The organism is Echinicola sp. 20G, assembly GCF_015533855.1.
GTDB lineage: Bacteria > Bacteroidota > Bacteroidia > Cytophagales > Cyclobacteriaceae > Echinicola.
Genome location: NZ_AP024154.1, coordinates 2,070,759 through 2,090,125 on the forward strand (window position 1 = coordinate 2,070,759; position 19,367 = coordinate 2,090,125).

Sequence of the window (19,367 nt, forward strand, 5' to 3'; positions counted from 1 at the left end):
TTCAAATAATTCTGCTTGGTCGACGTTGCAGTTTTTGAATATAGTGATAATGTTAAAAAATGTAAAATAATCATAACCTTTTTTTGTTACGAAACATTATTTTTTTGTTATTAATTGTTTATTAAATGTTATTAGTAAGTTTTTCATTCTAAAACGAAAGTTTGTTTATTCTCATTAAAAGTAGTTGCTAAACCATGCTTTATCTTTCATTTTATGTTAAATGACTGGTTAAGTCTGATTTATCATGGTGGCTTAAAGATGGGGTGCGAAAGATTTCTTGTAATATTTACATCTTAGGTGTAATAGATGAAAAAAAATGAAGCAAGTGCTATTAGAGATATTATGTTTTGAATTTACAAGATAGTATCGGGTGTTTTTTGTTATTGAAAAGCTTAAAACTGTAGAATATTTTTTATGTAATCAACTGATGAATTAAGAGGGTGAGGGATATTTACAAACTTCTCCTCAATATTTGATTTAGTGAAAATATATTTCGGAAAATTAATTTTTTTCAAAGATTGTATTGGGCAAATGGACTACATAAAAACCAAGTCTAATGGTTGTTTTTTGTAAAGTAGATTAGATTATGATTTTTCTTGGGTGATTTAGTTGTTTAACAAAATAATGTATTTGAAATAAGTTTTTTTGTATAAAAAAATAATTTTAGTAAATTATTGTTCTATTACCCAAAATGATCAATCTGTATGAAAACATTTTTTAAAATCGTCTTCTATATAGTCGTTGTTGTAGTAATTGTGGTTGGGGCTGTATTGACTTATGTAAGTATTGCTTTGCCCAATGTGGGGGAGGCAGAGGAGATTGTTGTTGAAGGGACTGCAGAGCAAATTGCTCGAGGACAGTACCTTGCCAATCATGTGATGCTTTGTATGGATTGCCATGCAGAAAGGGATTATTCATTGTTTTCTGCTCCGCCAGTGCCCAATACACAGGGAGTCGGAGGAGAACGTTTTGACAGGACAATGGGGCTTCCTGGGGTGTTTATTTCCCCAAATATTACCCCTACGGGGATTTCGGATTGGACAGATGGCGAGCTTTTTAGGCTAATTACTACAGGTGTAAGAAAAGATGGTGAACCGATTTTTCCAATAATGCCCTATCAAAAATATGCCCATATGGATCCTGAGGATATCAAATCAGTTATTGCTTACCTGAGGACATTGGAGCCTAAAGAGACTCCTGAATATGAACGAGAGATAGACTTTCCTATGAATTTCATTATTAGGACCATTCCTGAAAAGGCAGATCTAAGGGTGATTCCCTCTAAAATGGATGCCATTAAATATGGAGAGTATTTGACCACAGCTGGGGCTTGTGGAGAATGTCATACAAAATTTGAAAATGGAGCATTTGTGGGGCCATACCTTGGGGGTGGCAGGGAATTTCAATTTCCTAATGGAATGATAGTTAGGTCTGCGAATTTGACCAAGCATGAAACAGGTATCGGATCTAGGAGCAAAAGTGACTTTGTTAACTTATTTAAAAGTTATAGTCCGGATATCTATCAGCCTGAAAAGGTTGGTCAGGACGAGTTCCAGACCATCATGCCTTGGATGATGTATGCAGGAATGGATACAACGGACTTGGAGGCCATTTATGATTATTTGGTATCTATTGAGCCTGTAGACAACAAAGTTGAAAAAGTGACTTTTGTAAAGTGATTATTTGATTGAAAAAGTAGGTTTGATCACCTAGGTGGGTAAAGTAGTGGCAGAAAATCTGTCACTACTCCCCATTTGATTGGATTTTGAGATCCTTCTTTAATAGTAAAAGAAAGGTTTGTTTTTGAAAATATGGTCTTGATAAGTTGTTTTGGGAACCTATCACTATCTCTGCTTAATTAATTTCCTGCAATGCTTTATCAAGCCATATTTTTTTTCCTTTGGTAAGAGAAATAATCCTACTGTTCTTATTATATACTATTTCTTTAACTTGGTCCGAGTTGCTGAGAAGTCCCAGTTTGGTTAGTTTTCCATCTTTCCAGAAAATATCCACCACTATATTTCCCCTGGCAACCAACCCTTCTATATGTCCATTTTTCCAACTGTTTGGTAAAGTGGGTAAAATTCTAATAAAACCTTCATGGGATTGCATCAGTAATTCAGCTATACCAGCCGTAAAGCCAAAGTTTCCATCGATTTGGAATGGAGGATGTTCATTGAACAAATTTGGGCCTGTTGAGATTTGCAGTAACTTATAGAGATTATCCTCTGCTGAGGCTTCGTCCAGTAGCCTTGCATTAAAGTTGATCATCCAAGCCCTGCTCCAGCCTGTACCAGCTCCGCCATGTTGAAGTCTATAGTCAATTGTTTTTTGAGCTCCTTCGAATGCCTCTGGAATGGCTTCTGTGATGGTGTGGCCTGGGTGAAGGGCATAAAGGTGGGACATGTGCCTGTGGCCTTTCTCTGGCTCTTCGTAAGCTTCGTTCCATTCAAGGATTCTCCCATCTTCCCCAATACTCACTCCTGGGTATAGTTTTCCAAGTTTTTCTTGGACCTCTTGGGTAAAGCTGTCTTCTATAGCTAAAACCTTGGCCGCCGAAAGGGTATTTTCAAAAACCTCTTTGATGATTTGATGTCCCATAGCAGCACCATAAGAAACAGCAGCTGATTTTCCATCTGCTGCCATATAGGAGTTTTCTGGTGAAGTTTCTGGATAAGAGATGTAAAGTCCTGACTTTTCATTTTTCTGAAGCCAATCTAGATAGAACTCAGCAAATGACTTCAAAGCTGGATAGGCTCTCTGTGCTAGAAATTCTTTGTCCTGTGTAAATTGATAGTGCTCCCAATAATGTTGGGAAATCCACCCGCCTCCATGAATCCATGCTCCCCAGTAAGCTTGGTTGGCTCTCATCCACGGAGCGGCCCAAAGATCCGTAGCGTGGTGAATTACGGATCCTCTATTGATGCCGTATTGTTCCTTTGCTGTGACTTTTCCTCTTTCAATTAACCTGTCAACCAGGTCAAAAAGTGGCAAATGCATCTCAGAGAGTTGGGTTGGCCCTGCTGGCCAATAGTTCATTTGGAGATTGATGTTGAGATGGTAGTCCGCATTCCATGGTGCTTGTATGTCTTTGTTCCAGATACCTTGAAGATTCGCTGGATTAGTACCTGGCCTGGATGAAGAAATAAGGAGGTAGCGGCCATACTGAAAGAGGGTAGCTGCAAGATTAGCATCCTTATTGCCATCTTTGACTCTTTGTAACCTTTGGTCTGTGGGGAGGCTGTCCAACTCTTGGTCGCCCAAATCCAGATTAACCCTGGAAAAGTATTGGTCAAAATCTGCCTTATGATCAGCAAGGATGTTTTCGAAACTTTTTCCTTCTAAGTGTTTTAAGCTTTTTTGATTTTTAGCAGCATAATCATCACCATAGAAGGAAGTGTTACAAACAATAAAAATGGTCGCTTCCTTTACACCTTCAAGGGATAATGTCCCATTGTTGGCTGTAGTTGTTCCTGAAGAGGTCTTGACTTTAAGTCTGGTTTCGAATTTCACACCATGGTCAATAGGATTGGGTTGACTATTCAGAACCCCTCCATATTGTGTGATTTCACCATTCATGATCAATTCATCTTTTGAAGGAGCTGAAACAGTAACTGTCGGATGCCCGGTATCCTCTGGTCTATCCAGTTTAAGCTGAAAGTTGAGGCCCTCTTCGGCAGTGGTACTCAACTGTACGACCAAAACATCATCAACAGCAGAAGCGAAAACCTTTTCGGTATATTCATGGCCTTCAGAACTATAGTTGACCGTGGCCAATGCTTCGTCAAGACTAAGTTTCCTCGAGTAATTTTCAATTTTAAGATCGTTCTCAAAGTCAATATATAGATCGCCCATAGTTTGATGAGACCTAAGTACTCTGCCGTATGAAAATTTATCAACAATCATTTTATCGGCTTTATGGACTTCGCCAGCTTTGATCAGTTTTCTTATTTCTAGTAGGTCTTCTGGTGTTCCTTTTGCACTAGGGACACTTGGGCCATCAGGCCACAAGGAATCTTCATTCAATTGGATTCTTTCACTTTTTGGATCACCGAAGACCATTGCACCTAGCCTTCCATTGCCTACGGGAAGTGCTTCTTTCCACTTTTGAGCAGGTTGTTTGTACCATAGGTTTGTGGTGTCTTTGTGTTGTTGATCTTGGGAGCATGAACTGAAAAATAGAGCGCCCATTAAACACAGGAAAACTGGAATAATGTTTTTCATGGTATGTCTAGCGGATTATTACAAATGTTTAATTATTAAATGAAAAGAAAAAGCTTTCTAAAGCTTTCAAACGTGAGAGTAAATATAATTAAAATAAGCTGTGGCTTTGATCCTAAAATCACAAGGTCTTTACCCAATCCTAGTATTTTGTTCACATACTTTCCAGTAATTTTTTCTATGCTGTGACCCCAAAGGATATAGAGATGAATACATGGAAATATTTGTGATCAATTCCTGATTTAAGTGTTGCTTTCATCTAATTCAATTAATTTAGCGCATAAACTAACCGATAATGTCCGTGTATAAATCACTCTTAAAGCCTTTTTTGTTTAAAAAAGGGGCTGAGGAAGCCCATCACTTTACATTTTCCATGGTGAAAACCACCTTTAATCTCCCCATTGTCAAAGGAGTAGTCAATAGCCTTTTTGGCTTTGAGGATTCCTCCCTGGAAAAAGAAGTTTTTGGCTTGAAGTTCAAAAACCCCGTGGGACTGGCAGCTGGTTTTGATAAAGACGCCAAGCTGATAGATGAGATGGCTATGTTGGGATTTGGATTCATTGAAATCGGGACCTTGACACCAAAGGCTCAGGATGGGAATCCACAGCCCAGGTTGTTTAGATTGCCTGAAGATGGATCCTTGGTGAACCGGATGGGCTTTAATAATGGCGGAGTGGATGCTGCGGTACAACGGTTGAAAAAAAGAAAGTCCAATGTATTAATCGGAGGAAATATCGGTAAAAATAAAGTGACTCCTAATGAAAAGGCTGAGGACGATTATCTATATTGTCTGAACGCTTTACACCCCTATGTGGATTACTTTGTAGTAAATGTGAGTTCTCCCAATACGCCAAACTTAAGGGACTTGCAGGAGAAAGAACCCTTGCAAAAATTACTTCAAACTGTTAAGACAGCAAACGAAAAGTTTCCTCATCCAAAACCCATTCTACTGAAAATTGCTCCAGACCTTACCGATGGGCAACTCGATGATATTATTGCTATCGTTCAGGTGACCAAAATTGACGGGGTGATTGCGACAAATACAACTATCGACAGAAGTCAATTGAGGACTGATGCCAAGAAAGTGGAAGAAATTGGTGCTGGTGGTGTCAGTGGGAAAGTGTTGGGCAAAAGAAGTACGGAAGTGATTCGTTATTTGTCTGAACAGTCAAATAAATCATTCCCAATTATCGGGGTTGGTGGTATTTTTAGTGCAGAAGATGCTATCGAAAAGCTTGAAGCAGGAGCTTCATTGGTGCAGGTTTATTCTGGAATGATCTATGAAGGGCCAGGCCTGATGAAGGAAATCAAAAAAGGTTTGAAAGCTTATTACAACCGCTGATATTTTCTATATTTCAAGATTAAAATTATCTTATTGGTCATCAAAAGGGACTTGTTGAAGAATTATGGCTTCCAATACATATAAATCAAATACTTTCAGGAAGAAGGAAAAAGTCAAGAAGAAAAAGCGTTCGTTTAACTTTTCTATCAATGCTTTTAAGGATAAAAAAGTAGGGATGTCTTTTGGGATCCTGTTTATGATGATAGGGCTTTTTCTGTTTTTTGCTTTTTTAGGATACCTTTTTACCGGTGCTGCAGATCAGAGTGTGGTGAGCGGTGCGGGGGAAGGTGTTCCATTGAGACAAAATGCTGCGGAAGCTCGAAACTGGTTGGGTTTTGCAGGAGCTTGGGTCTCCCATTGGCTAATCTTTCGTTGGTTTGGGCTGGCGGCTTTCTTATTTCCTCCATTCCTGTTTGTTCTGGGATTTAAGTGGGCCTTTAAGCAGTCTTTGATTTCTTTAACCCAGTACAGTGCTTTTGGGCTGTTTTTTGTGTTTTGGCTTGGACTACTTTTGGGCTATGTGGTCCATATATTGGATGGCTTCAGTTACCTTCAGTTTATTTGTGGAGGGTTTGGCTATGAAATGGCTGTCTTGTCTGATGAGTTCTTTGGCTGGGGGACATTTATTTTGATCTTTGGCTCATTGCTGATATTTGTAGTTTTCTTTTTCAATATCACACATATTGAATGGTTACAGAGTGATCATAAAAGTGTGGAGGATTCAGATTCTGAGGTTATATCCGAAAGCCGTGAAAACAAAAGCGCCGTAATAGAAAAGAATTCTGCTCCAATTGAAACGGAAGAAACAGCTCCAGGCACGGATGAGCTAGTTGATGAAGAGGAGGATATTGAAGATGATGGTCAAAGCTGGACTATAAAAAATGAGCAGCCTGAAAAGAAAAAGTCAAGTAGCGAACCCACATTTAATATTGAAGATCAAACGTTGGTTTCTGAAGAAGAGAAGAAGGAGCCTGAGGAAAAGAAATTTACGGTAGAAGCTAATGCTGGAGAGGAGAAAAAGGTCAGTGAAGTGGAAAATCTAGACCCTTATGATCCTACTTTGGATTTAGCCAGCTATCAATATCCAACCATTGATTTGCTCAATGAGTATGATCAGCAGAAAGTGACCGTTTCCCGTCAGGAGTTGGAGGAAAACAAAAACAAGATCGTAGAAACACTGGTCAACTTTAAGATAGGGATTCAAGAGATTAAGGCTACCATTGGTCCTACTGTAACTTTATACGAAATTGTACCTGATCCGGGAGTTAAGATTTCAAAAATTAAAAATCTGGAGGATGATATTGCTTTGAGTTTGGCTGCATTGGGAATCAGGATTATCGCTCCTATCCCAGGAAAAGGAACTATTGGTATTGAAGTGCCAAACAAGAACAGAGAATTGGTGGCGGCCAGATCTGTTTTGGGAACCGAGAAGTTTATGAGAAGTGACAAGGATCTTCCTGTGGCTTTAGGTAAGACCATTTCCAATGAGGTTTTTGTAGTGGATTTGGCCAAAATGCCTCACTTACTGATGGCAGGTGCCACTGGTCAAGGTAAGTCCGTTGGCTTAAATGTGATCTTGGCCTCATTGGTTTACAAAAAACACCCTTCACAGTTAAAGTTTGTTTTGGTGGATCCCAAGAAAGTGGAGTTGACCCTTTTCAATAAAATTGAAAGACACTTCCTGGCTAAACTGCCCAATGCAGAAGACGCCATCATTACGGATACCAAAAAAGTAATCTATACGCTTAACTCGCTTTGTATAGAAATGGACAACCGGTATGATTTGCTCAAAGATGCAGGTTGCCGAAACCTAAAAGAATACAATGCGAAGTTTGTGGCCAGAAAACTCAACCCGGACAAGGGTCATAAGTTCATGCCTTATATTGTTTTGGTGATCGATGAATTGGCGGACTTGATGATGACAGCTGGTAAGGAAATAGAAGCTCCAATTGCCAGGTTGGCTCAGTTGGCCAGGGCTATTGGGATTCACTTGGTGGTAGCTACCCAGCGTCCATCAGTTAATGTGATTACCGGTATTATCAAAGCTAATTTCCCTGCCAGGTTATCATTTAGGGTAACATCTAAAGTGGACAGTAGGACCATTCTTGATGCAGGGGGAGCTGAGCAATTGATCGGCATGGGAGATATGTTGCTTTCCCAAGGCTCTGACGTGATCAGACTTCAATGCGCTTTCTTAGATACCCCTGAAGTGGAGGCAGTGTGTGAGTGGATTGGTGAACAGCGAGGTTACAGTGATGCCTATTTGTTACCTGAATTTGAAGGAGAAGATGGTGATAGTGGTGTTGGTGATGTGGATTTGTCAGATCGTGATCCCTTATTTGAAGATGCAGCAAAGCTGATTGTAATGCATCAACAAGGAAGTACTTCATTGATTCAGAGAAAACTGAAGTTGGGCTATAACAGAGCGGGGAGAATTATTGATCAGTTGGAAGCGGCAGGAGTTGTTGGGCCATTTGAAGGAAGCAAAGCCCGTGAAGTATTAATTCACGATGAAGTTAGTTTGGAACAGTTATTGAATAGCCTCTAAAAGGTGACAAGCCTAAAATAGAAGGTGTACTATGTTGAAAAGATTTATACTACTCAGTTTATTATTTACTTTAGGTGTTCAGGTTCATACATGGGCACAAAAAGACCCAAAGGCAAAAGCCATTTTGGACCAAATGAGCGAGCGTTATCAGTCTCTAAATGGACTGGAGGCTAGTTTTGAATATTATTACTACAATGACCTTGATGGAGCTAGCCAGACCAGTAATGGTGAAGTAGCTGTAAAAGGTAACCGATATAAGTTGGTGCTTGATGATCAGGAGGTCTATAATGACGGGCAAACGGTTTGGACTTTGATTAAATCCGGCAACTACCAGGAAGTAACCATTAATACGGTGAATACAAGCGAAGATGAATTGACTCCTTCGAGTATCTATAACCTTTATCGCAAAGGCTATGATTATAGCTTAAATGGAGAAACTTCCAAAAATGGTAAAGCGGTGCAAGAAATACTTTTGGTTGCAGAAAATAAAAAGGCACAGTTTCAAAAGATCAAGCTTTTTGTGGAGAAGAATAAAAAAGATTTGGTGGCCTGGGAAGTTGCTGACAATGACGGCGGAACATTTAAGTATGAGTTCAAAGACGTTAAGACAGATATTGCATTGGATAATGCCTATTTTGTTTTTGACCCTAAAAAGCATCCAGGTATAGAAGTGATTGACCTGAGGTAGTAAGGATTTTTGAGAATAACAACTTAAACTATAGAAATACAGCAGATATCTGCTGTATTTTCGTTTTGAACCAGTCCAATTTTTTATTTTTGCCAAAACAATTTGAAAATGGACAAACAAACCCTTTTTGAGAACATTCAGAAAAAATCATCCTTTCTGTGTGTTGGCTTGGATACAGATCTATCAAAAATCCCTTCTCACCTTTTAAAAGAAGAAGATCCTATCTTTGAATTCAATAAGCAAATCATAGATCATACAGCTGATTACGCGGTAGCCTATAAGCCCAATATAGCCTTTTATGAAGCTATGGGTCCAAAGGGTTGGGAGAGTTTGCAGAAGACTTTGGAGTATATCCCAAAGGAGATTTTCACCATTGCAGATGCCAAAAGGGGCGATATTGGAAATACATCCAAGCTATATGCGAAGGCATTTTTTGAGCAAATGGATTTTGATTCCATCACTGTGGCTCCTTATATGGGGAAAGATTCTGTGAGTCCGTTTTTAGAATTTGATGAAAAATGGGTGATATTATTGGCCCTTACTTCGAATGAAGGCAGCAAAGATTTTCAAGTTCTTGATACGGATGGGGGAAAACCTTTATTTCAGCAAGTTTTGGAAAAGAGCCAAGAATGGGGAACAGACGGAAACCTTATGTATGTGGTTGGGGCGACCAGGGGAGAAAAAATAGCTGAGGTTCGTAAATATGCTCCTCATCATTTCTTTTTAGTCCCAGGTGTTGGGGCTCAAGGAGGAAGTTTGGAAGAAGTGGCCAAATATGGCATGAACAGTACCTGTGGTTTGTTGGTGAATTCTTCAAGGGGAATTATTTATGCCTCAGCAGAAAAGGATTTTGGAGTAAAAGCCGGAGAAGAAGCATTTAAGCTGCAAAAAGAGATGGCTAAATTATTAGAAGAATACTGTAAGTGATAGGTTTACAGTGGTTTCCTGTTTTTTGAAAAATAAAAAATGCCTAAATTAAAGAGTTGTTCAGGCCTCTAGGTCTTATCTTTTTAATTAATTTTTTTGGCAATGAATTTTCAGGAAAACTTTATCCAAGCTGTATGGAAGTATCAATATTTCGAAAAGCTTGACCTCAAAACAGTTTCAGGAGTACCACTAAGTATTAAAAAAATAGGATATCATAACTTTCATGAAGGTCCTGATTTTTTAGAATCCCAAATAATACTTGGGAAGATTGAATATCACGGCAATGTAGAAGTTCATCTTAAAAGCTCCGGATGGAATGCGCATGGTCATGAGCAGGACGATAACTATGAATCCGTGATCCTTCATGTTGTTTGGGAGCATGATACCGAGATAAAACACAAGGATGGTACCTTAATTCCAACCTTGGAATTAAAGGGAAGGGTGTTTTTGGATGTGATCAGAAACTATGAGCGATTGATCACTCCTTCAAAGGGTTTGCTTTGTGGAGAGTTTTTGGACAGTGTTGGAGAGATTATCAAGTTTTCCATGATGGAAAAGGCTTTGGTAGAGCGCTTGTATGAGAAGGCGAATGTTATTAAAAAAGAAGTTGAACAGACGGCAGGAGATTGGGAAGAAGTGACCTACCGTTGGTTGTTCTACTGTTTTGGATTTAAGGTAAATAGTGATGCCATGCTTAAGCTGGCAAGATCGATTCCCTATAAGATTCTGAAGAAACATAGTGGTCAGCCGTTGGTACAGGAAGCTTTGTTGCTTGGGCAGGCAGGGTTTCATCAGAGGGATGTCGAGATAAGTGACGACTATACCTCTTTTGTAAAAAGAGAATATGGTTTCTATCAATCCAAATATGGTTTGAGTGAGCCATTTTTCTCTTCCGAATGGAAGTTTATGAGTGTTCGCCCGAGTAACTATCCCTCAGTTAGAATTGCCCAATTGGCATCAATTCTTTCTCATGGTCCCAATTTGTTTTCGGCTTTGAAAGAAGAGGTCAATAGCGTGGAGGATTTGCTTCCGATTTTTCAAGTGAAGCCAAGCAGCTATTGGGAGCATCATTACCAACTGGGCAAGGCGAGTTTGAAGAGTCAAAACCGGGTGTTGAGCAAAAGGATGATCAATCTATTGGGGATTAACTTCGTTGTGCCACTGTGGTTTGCCTATGGAAATTATACCGACGATCCAGCTTGGAAAGAACGGTGTTTTGATTTTTTACAAGGTGTTCCAGCGGAGGAAAACATTATCGTTAGATCTTATTTGCAAGAAAATTGGCAACCTCAAAGCGCGTTTGATTCCCAGGCCATGATAGGCATGCATCATCACTACTGTAGCCAGAAGAAATGCTTGGATTGTAAAATTGGTCAGAACTTGCTCAGACCAAGGAAGTAGTGTTTTTTGGTTAGGTTGGGAATTTGCCGTAATTTTGCGGACTAAATCAAAAAGAGAAAATGGATAAACCGGTAATCATATTAGGCGCAAAAGGAATCGCTCACCCAGCGTTGGAGATTTTCAATAGCAATGAGGTAGTGGTCTACGGTTTTTTGGATGAAGATGAATCCTTACACGGAACAGAGCTGAATGTGGTGCCTGTGTTGGGAAATCCAGAGGATGATGGCTATTTAAAGTTGATAGGGAAAAAGTGTGAGGCTTTTGTGGCGGTTGATGATAACCAATACCGACAGTTTTTGGTGAAGCTTTTGAACGAAAGAAGAAAAGTCCAACCAATCAATGCTGTTCACAAAACAGCCTATATCTCAACTGATGCAGCCATTGGACATGGGAACTTTATCAATGCCCGCGTAAACATAGGCGCTGCCTCTGAGGTGGGCAGCCATGGTATTTTCCATTCTGGTGCTATTTTGGATCATGGCGTAAAAGTAGCTGACTTTGCTCAGATCGGAGCAGGAGCTGTGATCAATTCCGGCGTATCTATTGGTAAAGGAGCTTTCATTGGTTCTGGAGTAACCGTAGTTTCTGGAGTGAAAATTGGAGAAAACGCCAGAGTTGGCGCAGGTTCAGTGGTTATTTCCGATGTGGAGGATGATGCAACCGTTTTTGGAAATCCTGCTGCTCCTATCAAACAGTAAATCATTTAATTAGTATATTTAGCAAACATCAAAACCAAAACACCCTGCTGGAATCAGGGCTTTAGTTATGGAGAATTTAGATTACAACGTATTACTTTATTATTGTTATTCAGAGATCAAAGATCCTGAAACTTACAGGGAGGAGCATCACCTGTTTTGTGTAGAGAACAATATTCTGGGAAGAATTATTATTTCCTCGGAGGGACTGAACGGAACAGTTTCTGGTTTGAAGGAAGATTGTGAGAAGTACATGGAATATGTGAAGTCTGACCCTAGGTTTGCCAAGACCGAATTTAAAATCGATGAAATGGACAAACATGCCTTTACTAAAATTCATGTAAGGGTAAAACCGGAAATTGTACATTCGACCTTAAAGCATGTTAATCCTAATGTGCGTACTGGAAAACACTTGGAGCCAGAAGAATTCAAGGCTTTAAAAGACCAGGAAGATGTGGTGATTTTGGATGTGAGGTCTAACTATGAGCATGAATTGGGACGTTTTAAGAACGCCATTACTTTGGATATTGATAATTTCAGGGACTTTCCAGAAAAGGTCAATGAACTGGAGCATTTGAAAGGCAAGAAGGTTTTGACCTATTGTACAGGAGGGATTAAGTGTGAGAAGGCTTCTGCTTATTTGCTGGAACAAGGTTTTGAAGACGTTTATCAACTTCACGGTGGAATTATCAAGTACGGTATGGAAGCTGGAGGCGAAGACTTCGAAGGAAAGTGTTATGTTTTCGATAACAGAGTTGCTGTAGATGTCAATAAAGTCAACCCTAAGGTGATTTCAAAGTGTCACTGCTGTGGAGAAATCTCTGATCGAATGGTCAATTGTGCCAATCCAGTATGTAATATCCATGTTCCCATTTGTGAAGAGTGTGGCTGGAAATATGAAGGAGCTTGTTCGGATGAATGTAAGGAGCATCCAGAAAAGAGGCCATACGATGGGACAGGCTATTACCAGAAAAACACCAACGGTTATAACCCTTATAAAGGACTTTACCGAAAACCTGATAAAGAGAAAATAAAATCCATCATTCATGAATAATGTAATTCCTGCATCGGAACTTATTATTAATCCGGATGGAAGTATCTACCATTTAAATTTGAAGCCAGAATTTCTGGCTTCATCTGTTATTACGGTAGGTGATCCGGAAAGGGTAGCCAGTATTTCGAAGTACTTTGATGAAATAGAAGTTAAAGTGGCCAAGCGTGAATTTGTGACTCATACGGGAACCTACAAGGGGAAGCGATTGAGTGTGATGAGCACTGGAATGGGAACAGATAACATCGAAATTTTTTTAACTGAATTGGATGCCTTGGTCAATATTGATCTCCAAAATCGGAAGGTAAAGGACAAACATACTACTCTAAATATTGTAAGGGTAGGAACTTCAGGAAGCATGAGGGAAGAAATTCCTGCTGGAGCATTGGTGGCTTCTGAATATGGAGTAGGTCTGGATACATTGATGCAATATTATGCAGCCGAAACCACTTCAAAAGAAAAGGAAGTAGCAAAAGGTGTGCAAAAAGCATTAGGGCTCCAGTTTACTCCTTACTGCTTCCATGGCTCAGCGATTCTTTTGGATCGCTTGTGTAAAGGGGGAATTGAAAAAGGGAACACAGTGACTTGCCCAGGCTTCTTTGGTCCGCAAGGCAGGGAGGTAAGGCTTAAACCTGCCATTCCCGATATAATTGAGCGTTTGGCTGGAGTGGATGTAGACGGCTTTCGTCTGACTAATTTTGAGATGGAAACTGCAGGATACTATGCCATGGGTAAAATGTTAGGGCACGAAGTACTTAGCTTGAATGCCATTGTAGCCAATCGAATTACCAAAGAGTTTGTGGATGATCCAGCAGCGGTAGTCGAGCGGTTGATCTTGCACACCTTGGAACATATTTGACCTTTATTCACAAGCTTTCTGGACAATGAATGCGGCATCTTTTTGACTGCCATAAATAAGCTGAGAGCTGCGGCTCCTTTGATAGGGGATGCCCAGGAAATACAGTCCGGAAATGTTGGAAATGCCATCTTGTTCCCGAAGCTGATTGAGGTCATGCTCAAAACCATCGACTTGGATAAAGCTAAAGTCAGGTTGGAATCCAGTAGCAAATAAAACAAAATCGACTTCTAAGCTTTTTCCATCTGCGAAGGTGACTTGATTGCCTTCTGCTTTGACTACTTCTGAGCACTTTTTGGCTTTTTTGATTTTTTTCTTCAAATCATCATAAAGGTAAGTGGGTTCTCCTTTTCTGATTAGCTTTTCCTTCGCCGGCTTGGAAAGTACATTTAGCTTATCTCCCCACCAAAGTCTGTTCTTGCCAAATAGATATAGCGACTTGAAGTTTGGTTTCTTATTCAAGGACCAATGGACATTGAAGAAAGAAGTAAGTTCAGCGACTATTTGCGCTCCAGAGTTTCCCCCACCTACGACCAGTACTTTTTTTCCTTTGATAGAAATAGGTGTTCTATATTGAGAACTATGTATAAATGGAACAGAAAGTTTGTCAGCCCACTCAGGGACATTCGGTTTTTGACATTGTCCATTGGCTACAATGACATGTTTCGCCTGAATCTCCTCGAAAGAAGACTTCACGATGAAGTGATCATCTTTTTTAATCACCTTAGATACAGTGTTTTTTGTATGTATCGGCAGCTCGAAATGGGTGGCATATCTTGAAAAATAATCTGCTATCTGATCCTTGGTGGGTCTTGCCTTTGGAGACAAGGCCATGGGGAGGTCTGGCAATTGACTGTAAGCAGCTGGAGTGAAAAGTTGGAGAGACCCATAGCGATTTCTCCATGAGTCTCCAATTTCTCTGTGCTGGTCTAGAATGACAAAGTCTTTGCCTGCTTTTTGTAGAAATCTTCCTGCGGAAAGCCCGCATTGCCCGGCACCTATGATAACAAATTCTTTTTCTTTCATGTTAATCCATAATGTCGTCTAATTCACTTAACTCAAGCCACCTGAGCTCCAACTCTTCCAACTTTTCGTCGATGCCTTGGATACTGGTTGACCAGTCCAGCAAAGCTTCATGATCTTCCGTCCCAGCATTGATCTTGTTGAACAGTTCTTCTTTTTGATTCTCCAGTTTGTCTATTTCTGTCTGGATTTGCTTGAACTCTTGCTTTTGTTTAAAAGAAGCCTTGGTGGCTTTGTTACTAGTTTCGGCAACCTTCTTATTGGTTTCTTGAATTTTTTCTTCTTGTTTTTGAAGTGCTTCAAGGGCATCCTGTTCTTTTTCCCATTCTCTCAAGTCGGTATAGTTGCCTGGAAAATCTTTGATTTCTCCCTCTCCTCGAAATACAAAGAGGTGATCCACCAGTCTATCCATAAAATACCTGTCGTGGGAAACAATGATCAAACAGCCAGGGAAATTGTCCAGAAACTCTTCCAAAGTATTTAACGTGACAATATCCAAATCATTGGTTGGCTCATCGAGAATTAAAAAGTTAGGGTTTTTGATCAGAACCATCAGCAACTGCAACCTTCTTCGTTCTCCCCCACTAAGTTTGGCGATAGGCGTATGTTGTTGTTTTGGAGGGAAACCAAATTGATTGAGGAATTGGGAAGCGGTAATGGTATTGCCTTTGGCCAAGGTAACCACTTCTGCTACTTCTTTGACAATATCAATTAAGCGTTTCTCCTCATCGAAGGAGCTTTCTTCTTGCTTATAATAGCCAAAAGCGGTTGTCTGCCCAATAGCAATGTTGCCCGAGTCTGGAGGAAGCATACCGGTGATCATATTGAGGAAAGTGGTCTTACCAGCTCCGTTTGGACCTACAATACCGATTTTATCACCTTTTTTAAAAGTATAGGTAAAGTCTTTGATGATGGTTTTGTCATCATAGCTTTTGGAAAGCTTTTCTATTTCTATGATCTTACTCCCTAATCTTTGAGAAGATACTTGAAGTTCAATTTCTCTTTCCTCTTTCTTTTGGAAGGCTTTCTCCTTTGTAGCTTCAAAAGCATCAATTCTGTATTTGGCTTTGGTACCTCTGGCCTTTGGTTGTCTCCTGATCCAATCCAGCTCTTTTTTGTAGAGGCTTTTTGCCTTTTCTTGTTCTGTCGCCTCTATTTCCCTTCTCTCGGCTTTTTTGTCCAAGAAATAACTGTAATTGCCCGTGTACCTGAAAATCTTGCCTGCATCCAACTCAAGGATTTCATTGGTGACCTTTTCCAAGAAATATCTATCGTGGGTAACCATAAATATGGAAAGGTTGGCTTTGGACAGATAATCCTCCAACCATTCGATGGTTTTTAAGTCCAAGTGGTTGGTGGGCTCATCCAAAAGTAGCAAATCAGGTTTTTCTAGGATGGCTTTTGCCAAAGCAACACGCTTTCTTTGTCCACCAGATAAATTCCCCACAGGAAGGTCTGTGTCATGGAGACCTAATTTTCCAAGGACCTCTTTGACCTGATATTCAAAATCCCAAGCCTGAAGCCTATCCATTTTTTCCATCAAATTGTTCAGCTCATCACTATTGTCCTTGCCAGACTGGGCAGCGACCATTGCTTTCTGATATTGCTCAATGACGTTGAGAATTTCACTGGATGAGTCCGAAAATATGGTTTGATAAATGGATAGGTTGCCATCAAAAACAGGATTTTGATGGACGTAAGCTATTTTTACAGTTTGATTGATTGCAATTTCTCCTTCATCAGCTACTTCTAGGCCCATGATGATTTTCATCAAAGTGGATTTTCCTGCCCCATTGATGCCTACTAGGGCTACTTTTTGCCCTTGGTCTATTCCAAATGAGATTTTATTAAAGAGTGGCTTTTCTCCAAAAGCCTTAGAGAGATTTTCTACAGAAAGGTAATTCATGCTCAAAATTAATCAAAAAATATCCGCATCCATCACTACTTTGTAAACTAAAGACAGTAATGAAGTTTTATGATTTCAAAATGCCATTAGCCTATGCTTGGTTGTTGTTAAAAAGTGTTTTGATGGCATCGGACAATTCTTTTAAGCCAGCTTTAAAATGTTCTTTGGATTTTTCCAACATAGGACTGATACTTTCTTTTCTGGATTGGTATTTTTCCTCAAAGTCTTTACGACGTTTGGTGAATTCCTTTTCTAAAGATTCCTTGTCTTTTCTTAATTCCTTGACTTTCTTTTCTACCTCTACCTTTGCTTCTCCGCCAGCTTCAGCTCCTTTTGCAATCAATTCCTCGATTTTGTGACCGATTTCCTGGAGTAAGTTTTCTACTTCTTCAAATGATGATTTTTTAGTAGTCATGCTTCCTTGGTTATGGTAAAAGAATATTCTATCAATATACAAACAGATAAGGATAAATGTGGTTCGACACACTATGAATTTACACCTTTTTGGAGCGATTTACTGGAAGTTCAGCAATACGGTGATGGATTTTCTTCTCAATTCTTCAATGGCACCGGCAAATTCAGGGTCAGTGGTTGCTGGTTCATAGATATTTGATAGGCCGTGGGAAAACCGGATTTCGGGAGAGAATTTAAAGAATTTAAAGTAAAAATCGAAGCCCATGCCCAGCTCCAAAGCCACATCCTTTCCTTTTATGACCAATGGATCTGCGTCTGCTTCGTCCTGGGATTTGGTCCTGAACATCGGGTTGGCCCCTCCGGTAAAGAACATTCGGGTATTGTTGAAGCGCATGGATTTATACTTAAATATCAAAGGTAACTCCACCATGGTGGCTTCGGTAATGATAGACTCTGTTCTGACTCCAACTCCAGTTTGTTCAAAATCATCATCCCGGAAATAATTAATGTCAGTCTGGTACTCGTAAAAACCAACTTTGGGAGTAGCTAAAAAATTAAGCTGATCGTGCAACCTGAAGGTAAGTAAGAAACCCAAAGAAAAGCCAGGAGAAAATACTGGCATGATACTTTGAATTTGCCTGTATTGGGTCTGCGTTGGATCCATATAGGCATCGCTGTACTTAAGCCTTAGGCTAGACGTATGGCCAGCCAAAAAGAAACCGTAACTGAGAAACTGGTCGTCTTGGCCAGATTGGTTGAGCGGAGCATAACTGCTCTGCGCAAAAAGTGGACATATTAATAGGAAAGAGAAAATAGCCGTGAGGCTTATTTTTCTCCGATATAGATTGAGCTTATGCCGAATGTCAGCGGTCTGCATTTTGTATTGGTAAAACCTACTTTCTTTAACACTGTCAGAAAATTATCCCCATCAGGGAAAGCCTGTACTGACTCAGGTAAATATGTGTAGGCAGACTGATCTTTGGATATAAGCTTGCCTATCTGAGGTAAAATATACTTGAAATAAAAATTGTATCCTTGCTTAAGAGGAAACTTTTTAGGCTTGGAGAATTCAATGATCACCACTTTGCCTCCTGGCTTAAGTACACGGAACATATCCGCAAGTCCTTTTTCCAAGTTTTCGAAGTTTCTTACCCCAAAGGAAACGATGACAGCATCAAATTTATTTTCTTCAAAAAGCAACTTTTCGGAATCACCCATTTGTAATTCGATAAGGTGATCCAGCTTTTTGTTTTTGATTTTCTTTTTACCTTCAGCCAACATGCCTTCGGAAATATCCACTCCGATTACCTTTTCGGGCTTCAGCGCCAGCGCTTCAATAGCAAAGTCACCAGTACCTGTAGCAATATCCAAGATCAGTTTTGGCTGATCTTTCTGAAGCATTTTGATGGCTTTTTTCCTCCAGGTAATATCAATGCCCAGACTCAGGAGATGGTTCAGTAAATCATAACGCTTGCTGATATTGTTGAACATGTTGGCCACTTGGGCCTTTTTTCCTTCTTGTTGATCTTTGTAGGGAACTACTGACATTGAATTACTCTGTTTGGATGCGCAATATTACTAAGTAAACACGAGCAATGGAAAAATGTTAAAGATTAATTGGTGTAAGGGTTTTGGAAGGAAAGGCTTACCTTTGTAAAAAATGAGAAGGAAATGATTAAGAAGGCGACATTTTTAACAAGTAATTCAGACTATAGAAAGTGCCCGACTCCCAATAAACCGGAGTTTGCTTTTATAGGTAGATCCAATGTAGGGAAAAGCTCATTGATCAATATGCTGACCAATAATAAGAGCTTGGCCAAAATATCTGGAAAACCCGGTAAAACTCAGCTTATCAATCATTTTGAGGCTGATGGAAAATGGTTTATTGTGGATTTGCCAGGGTATGGATTTGCTCAGGTAAGCAAGACCTTAAAATCTGATTGGGAGAAAATGATCAAAGGATACCTGACCAATCGGGAAAACCTTCAAGCCACTTTCGTGTTGATTGATAGCAGACTTGACCCGCAAAAAAAAGACCTAGAGTTTATTCTTTGGTGTGCTCAGAATGGCGTTCCCATTGTTTTGGTGTTTACCAAAGCCGATAAATTATCGGTCAGCAAGGTAAAGGGGAATATCCAGAAGTTTATGGCTACGTCTAAGACTATATTTGAAGAAGCTCCTTTGTACTTTGTGACATCAAGTGCTTCAGCCGTAGGAAGGGAGGAGTTGACGGACTTTATGCGACAACTGACTGAAGAATTTTATGCTGAACAGTGATTTGCCTTGAGCTTTTAA

The 19,367-nt window shown here is 39.8% G+C and carries 16 protein-coding genes; 10 read left to right on the top strand and 6 right to left on the bottom strand.

The window, feature by feature from the left end:
* The first annotated feature begins 704 nt into the window (after positions 1–704).
* The gene (locus JL001_RS08990; protein ID WP_200975769.1) at positions 705–1,679 is read left to right on the top strand and encodes a cytochrome c; all 975 of its coding nucleotides are present in this window, start codon (positions 705–707) and stop codon (positions 1,677–1,679) included.
* A gap of 175 nt (positions 1,680–1,854) precedes the next feature.
* On the opposite strand, the gene JL001_RS08995 is transcribed toward JL001_RS08990, so the two are convergent.
* On the bottom strand, positions 1,855–4,224 hold the full coding sequence (locus tag JL001_RS08995) for a glycoside hydrolase N-terminal domain-containing protein (protein ID WP_200975770.1): 2,370 nt from the start codon (positions 4,222–4,224) through the stop codon (positions 1,855–1,857).
* 298 nt (positions 4,225–4,522) lie between these two features.
* Here JL001_RS08995 and JL001_RS09000 point away from each other — a divergent pair, with 298 nt between their 5' ends.
* The 8 genes from JL001_RS09000 to JL001_RS09035 all read left to right on the top strand — a co-directional run bounded on the left by JL001_RS09000 (position 4,523) and on the right by JL001_RS09035 (position 13,732).
* Entirely contained in the window at positions 4,523–5,563 is a 1,041-nt protein-coding gene (locus JL001_RS09000; protein WP_200980355.1) for a quinone-dependent dihydroorotate dehydrogenase, read from the top strand.
* Positions 5,564–5,627: 64 nt separating this feature from the next.
* Positions 5,628–8,111 (top strand): DNA translocase FtsK, encoded by a 2,484-nt coding sequence (locus tag JL001_RS09005; RefSeq protein WP_200975771.1) that lies wholly within the window; start codon positions 5,628–5,630, stop codon positions 8,109–8,111.
* Between the two features lie 31 nt (positions 8,112–8,142).
* A complete protein-coding gene (locus JL001_RS09010; RefSeq protein ID WP_200975772.1) occupies positions 8,143–8,799 on the top strand; it encodes an outer membrane lipoprotein carrier protein LolA in 657 nt (218 codons plus the stop codon).
* Positions 8,800–8,907: 108 nt separating this feature from the next.
* Positions 8,908–9,726, top strand: coding sequence for an orotidine-5'-phosphate decarboxylase (gene pyrF / locus JL001_RS09015; RefSeq protein ID WP_200975773.1), 819 nt, complete (start codon positions 8,908–8,910; stop codon positions 9,724–9,726).
* 102 nt (positions 9,727–9,828) lie between these two features.
* The gene (locus JL001_RS09020) at positions 9,829–11,127 is read left to right on the top strand and encodes a DUF2851 family protein (RefSeq protein WP_200975774.1); all 1,299 of its coding nucleotides are present in this window, start codon (positions 9,829–9,831) and stop codon (positions 11,125–11,127) included.
* Positions 11,128–11,186: 59 nt separating this feature from the next.
* Complete coding sequence (locus tag JL001_RS09025) at positions 11,187–11,825, top strand: acetyltransferase (RefSeq protein WP_200975775.1); 639 nt, start codon at positions 11,187–11,189, stop codon at positions 11,823–11,825.
* A 67-nt stretch (positions 11,826–11,892) separates the two neighbouring features.
* On the top strand, positions 11,893–12,876 hold the full coding sequence (locus tag JL001_RS09030; protein ID WP_200975776.1) for a rhodanese-related sulfurtransferase: 984 nt from the start codon (positions 11,893–11,895) through the stop codon (positions 12,874–12,876).
* On the top strand, positions 12,869–13,732 hold the full coding sequence (locus JL001_RS09035; protein ID WP_200975777.1) for a nucleoside phosphorylase: 864 nt from the start codon (positions 12,869–12,871) through the stop codon (positions 13,730–13,732). The genes JL001_RS09030 and JL001_RS09035 overlap by 8 nt, the downstream gene beginning before the upstream one ends.
* Positions 13,733–13,735: 3 nt before the next feature.
* Here the strand turns inward: JL001_RS09035 and JL001_RS09040 are convergent, their stop codons facing one another.
* The 5 genes from JL001_RS09040 to ubiE form a co-directional block, all read right to left on the bottom strand.
* A complete protein-coding gene (locus JL001_RS09040) occupies positions 13,736–14,755 on the bottom strand; it encodes an NAD(P)/FAD-dependent oxidoreductase (protein WP_200975778.1) in 1,020 nt (339 codons plus the stop codon).
* Between the two features lies 1 nt (position 14,756).
* Positions 14,757–16,658 carry an ABC-F family ATP-binding cassette domain-containing protein gene (locus JL001_RS09045; RefSeq protein ID WP_200975779.1) on the bottom strand — a complete coding sequence of 634 codons (1,902 nt, stop codon included), beginning with the start codon at positions 16,656–16,658 and terminating at the stop codon, positions 14,757–14,759.
* A 91-nt stretch (positions 16,659–16,749) separates the two neighbouring features.
* Positions 16,750–17,073: a hypothetical protein gene (locus tag JL001_RS09050; RefSeq protein WP_200975780.1), complete on the bottom strand. Its 324-nt coding sequence runs from the start codon at positions 17,071–17,073 to the stop codon at positions 16,750–16,752.
* Between the two features lie 99 nt (positions 17,074–17,172).
* Positions 17,173–17,949, bottom strand: a complete 777-nt coding sequence (locus JL001_RS09055) for an outer membrane beta-barrel protein (protein ID WP_200975781.1) — start codon at positions 17,947–17,949, stop codon at positions 17,173–17,175.
* Positions 17,898–18,620, bottom strand: a complete 723-nt coding sequence (gene ubiE / locus JL001_RS09060; RefSeq protein WP_200975782.1) for a bifunctional demethylmenaquinone methyltransferase/2-methoxy-6-polyprenyl-1,4-benzoquinol methylase UbiE — start codon at positions 18,618–18,620, stop codon at positions 17,898–17,900. The genes JL001_RS09055 and ubiE overlap by 52 nt, the downstream gene beginning before the upstream one ends.
* A 123-nt stretch (positions 18,621–18,743) precedes the next feature.
* Between ubiE and yihA the strand changes: the two genes are divergently transcribed.
* On the top strand, positions 18,744–19,349 hold the full coding sequence (gene yihA / locus JL001_RS09065) for a ribosome biogenesis GTP-binding protein YihA/YsxC (protein ID WP_200975783.1): 606 nt from the start codon (positions 18,744–18,746) through the stop codon (positions 19,347–19,349).
* Positions 19,350–19,367 lie beyond the last annotated feature (18 nt).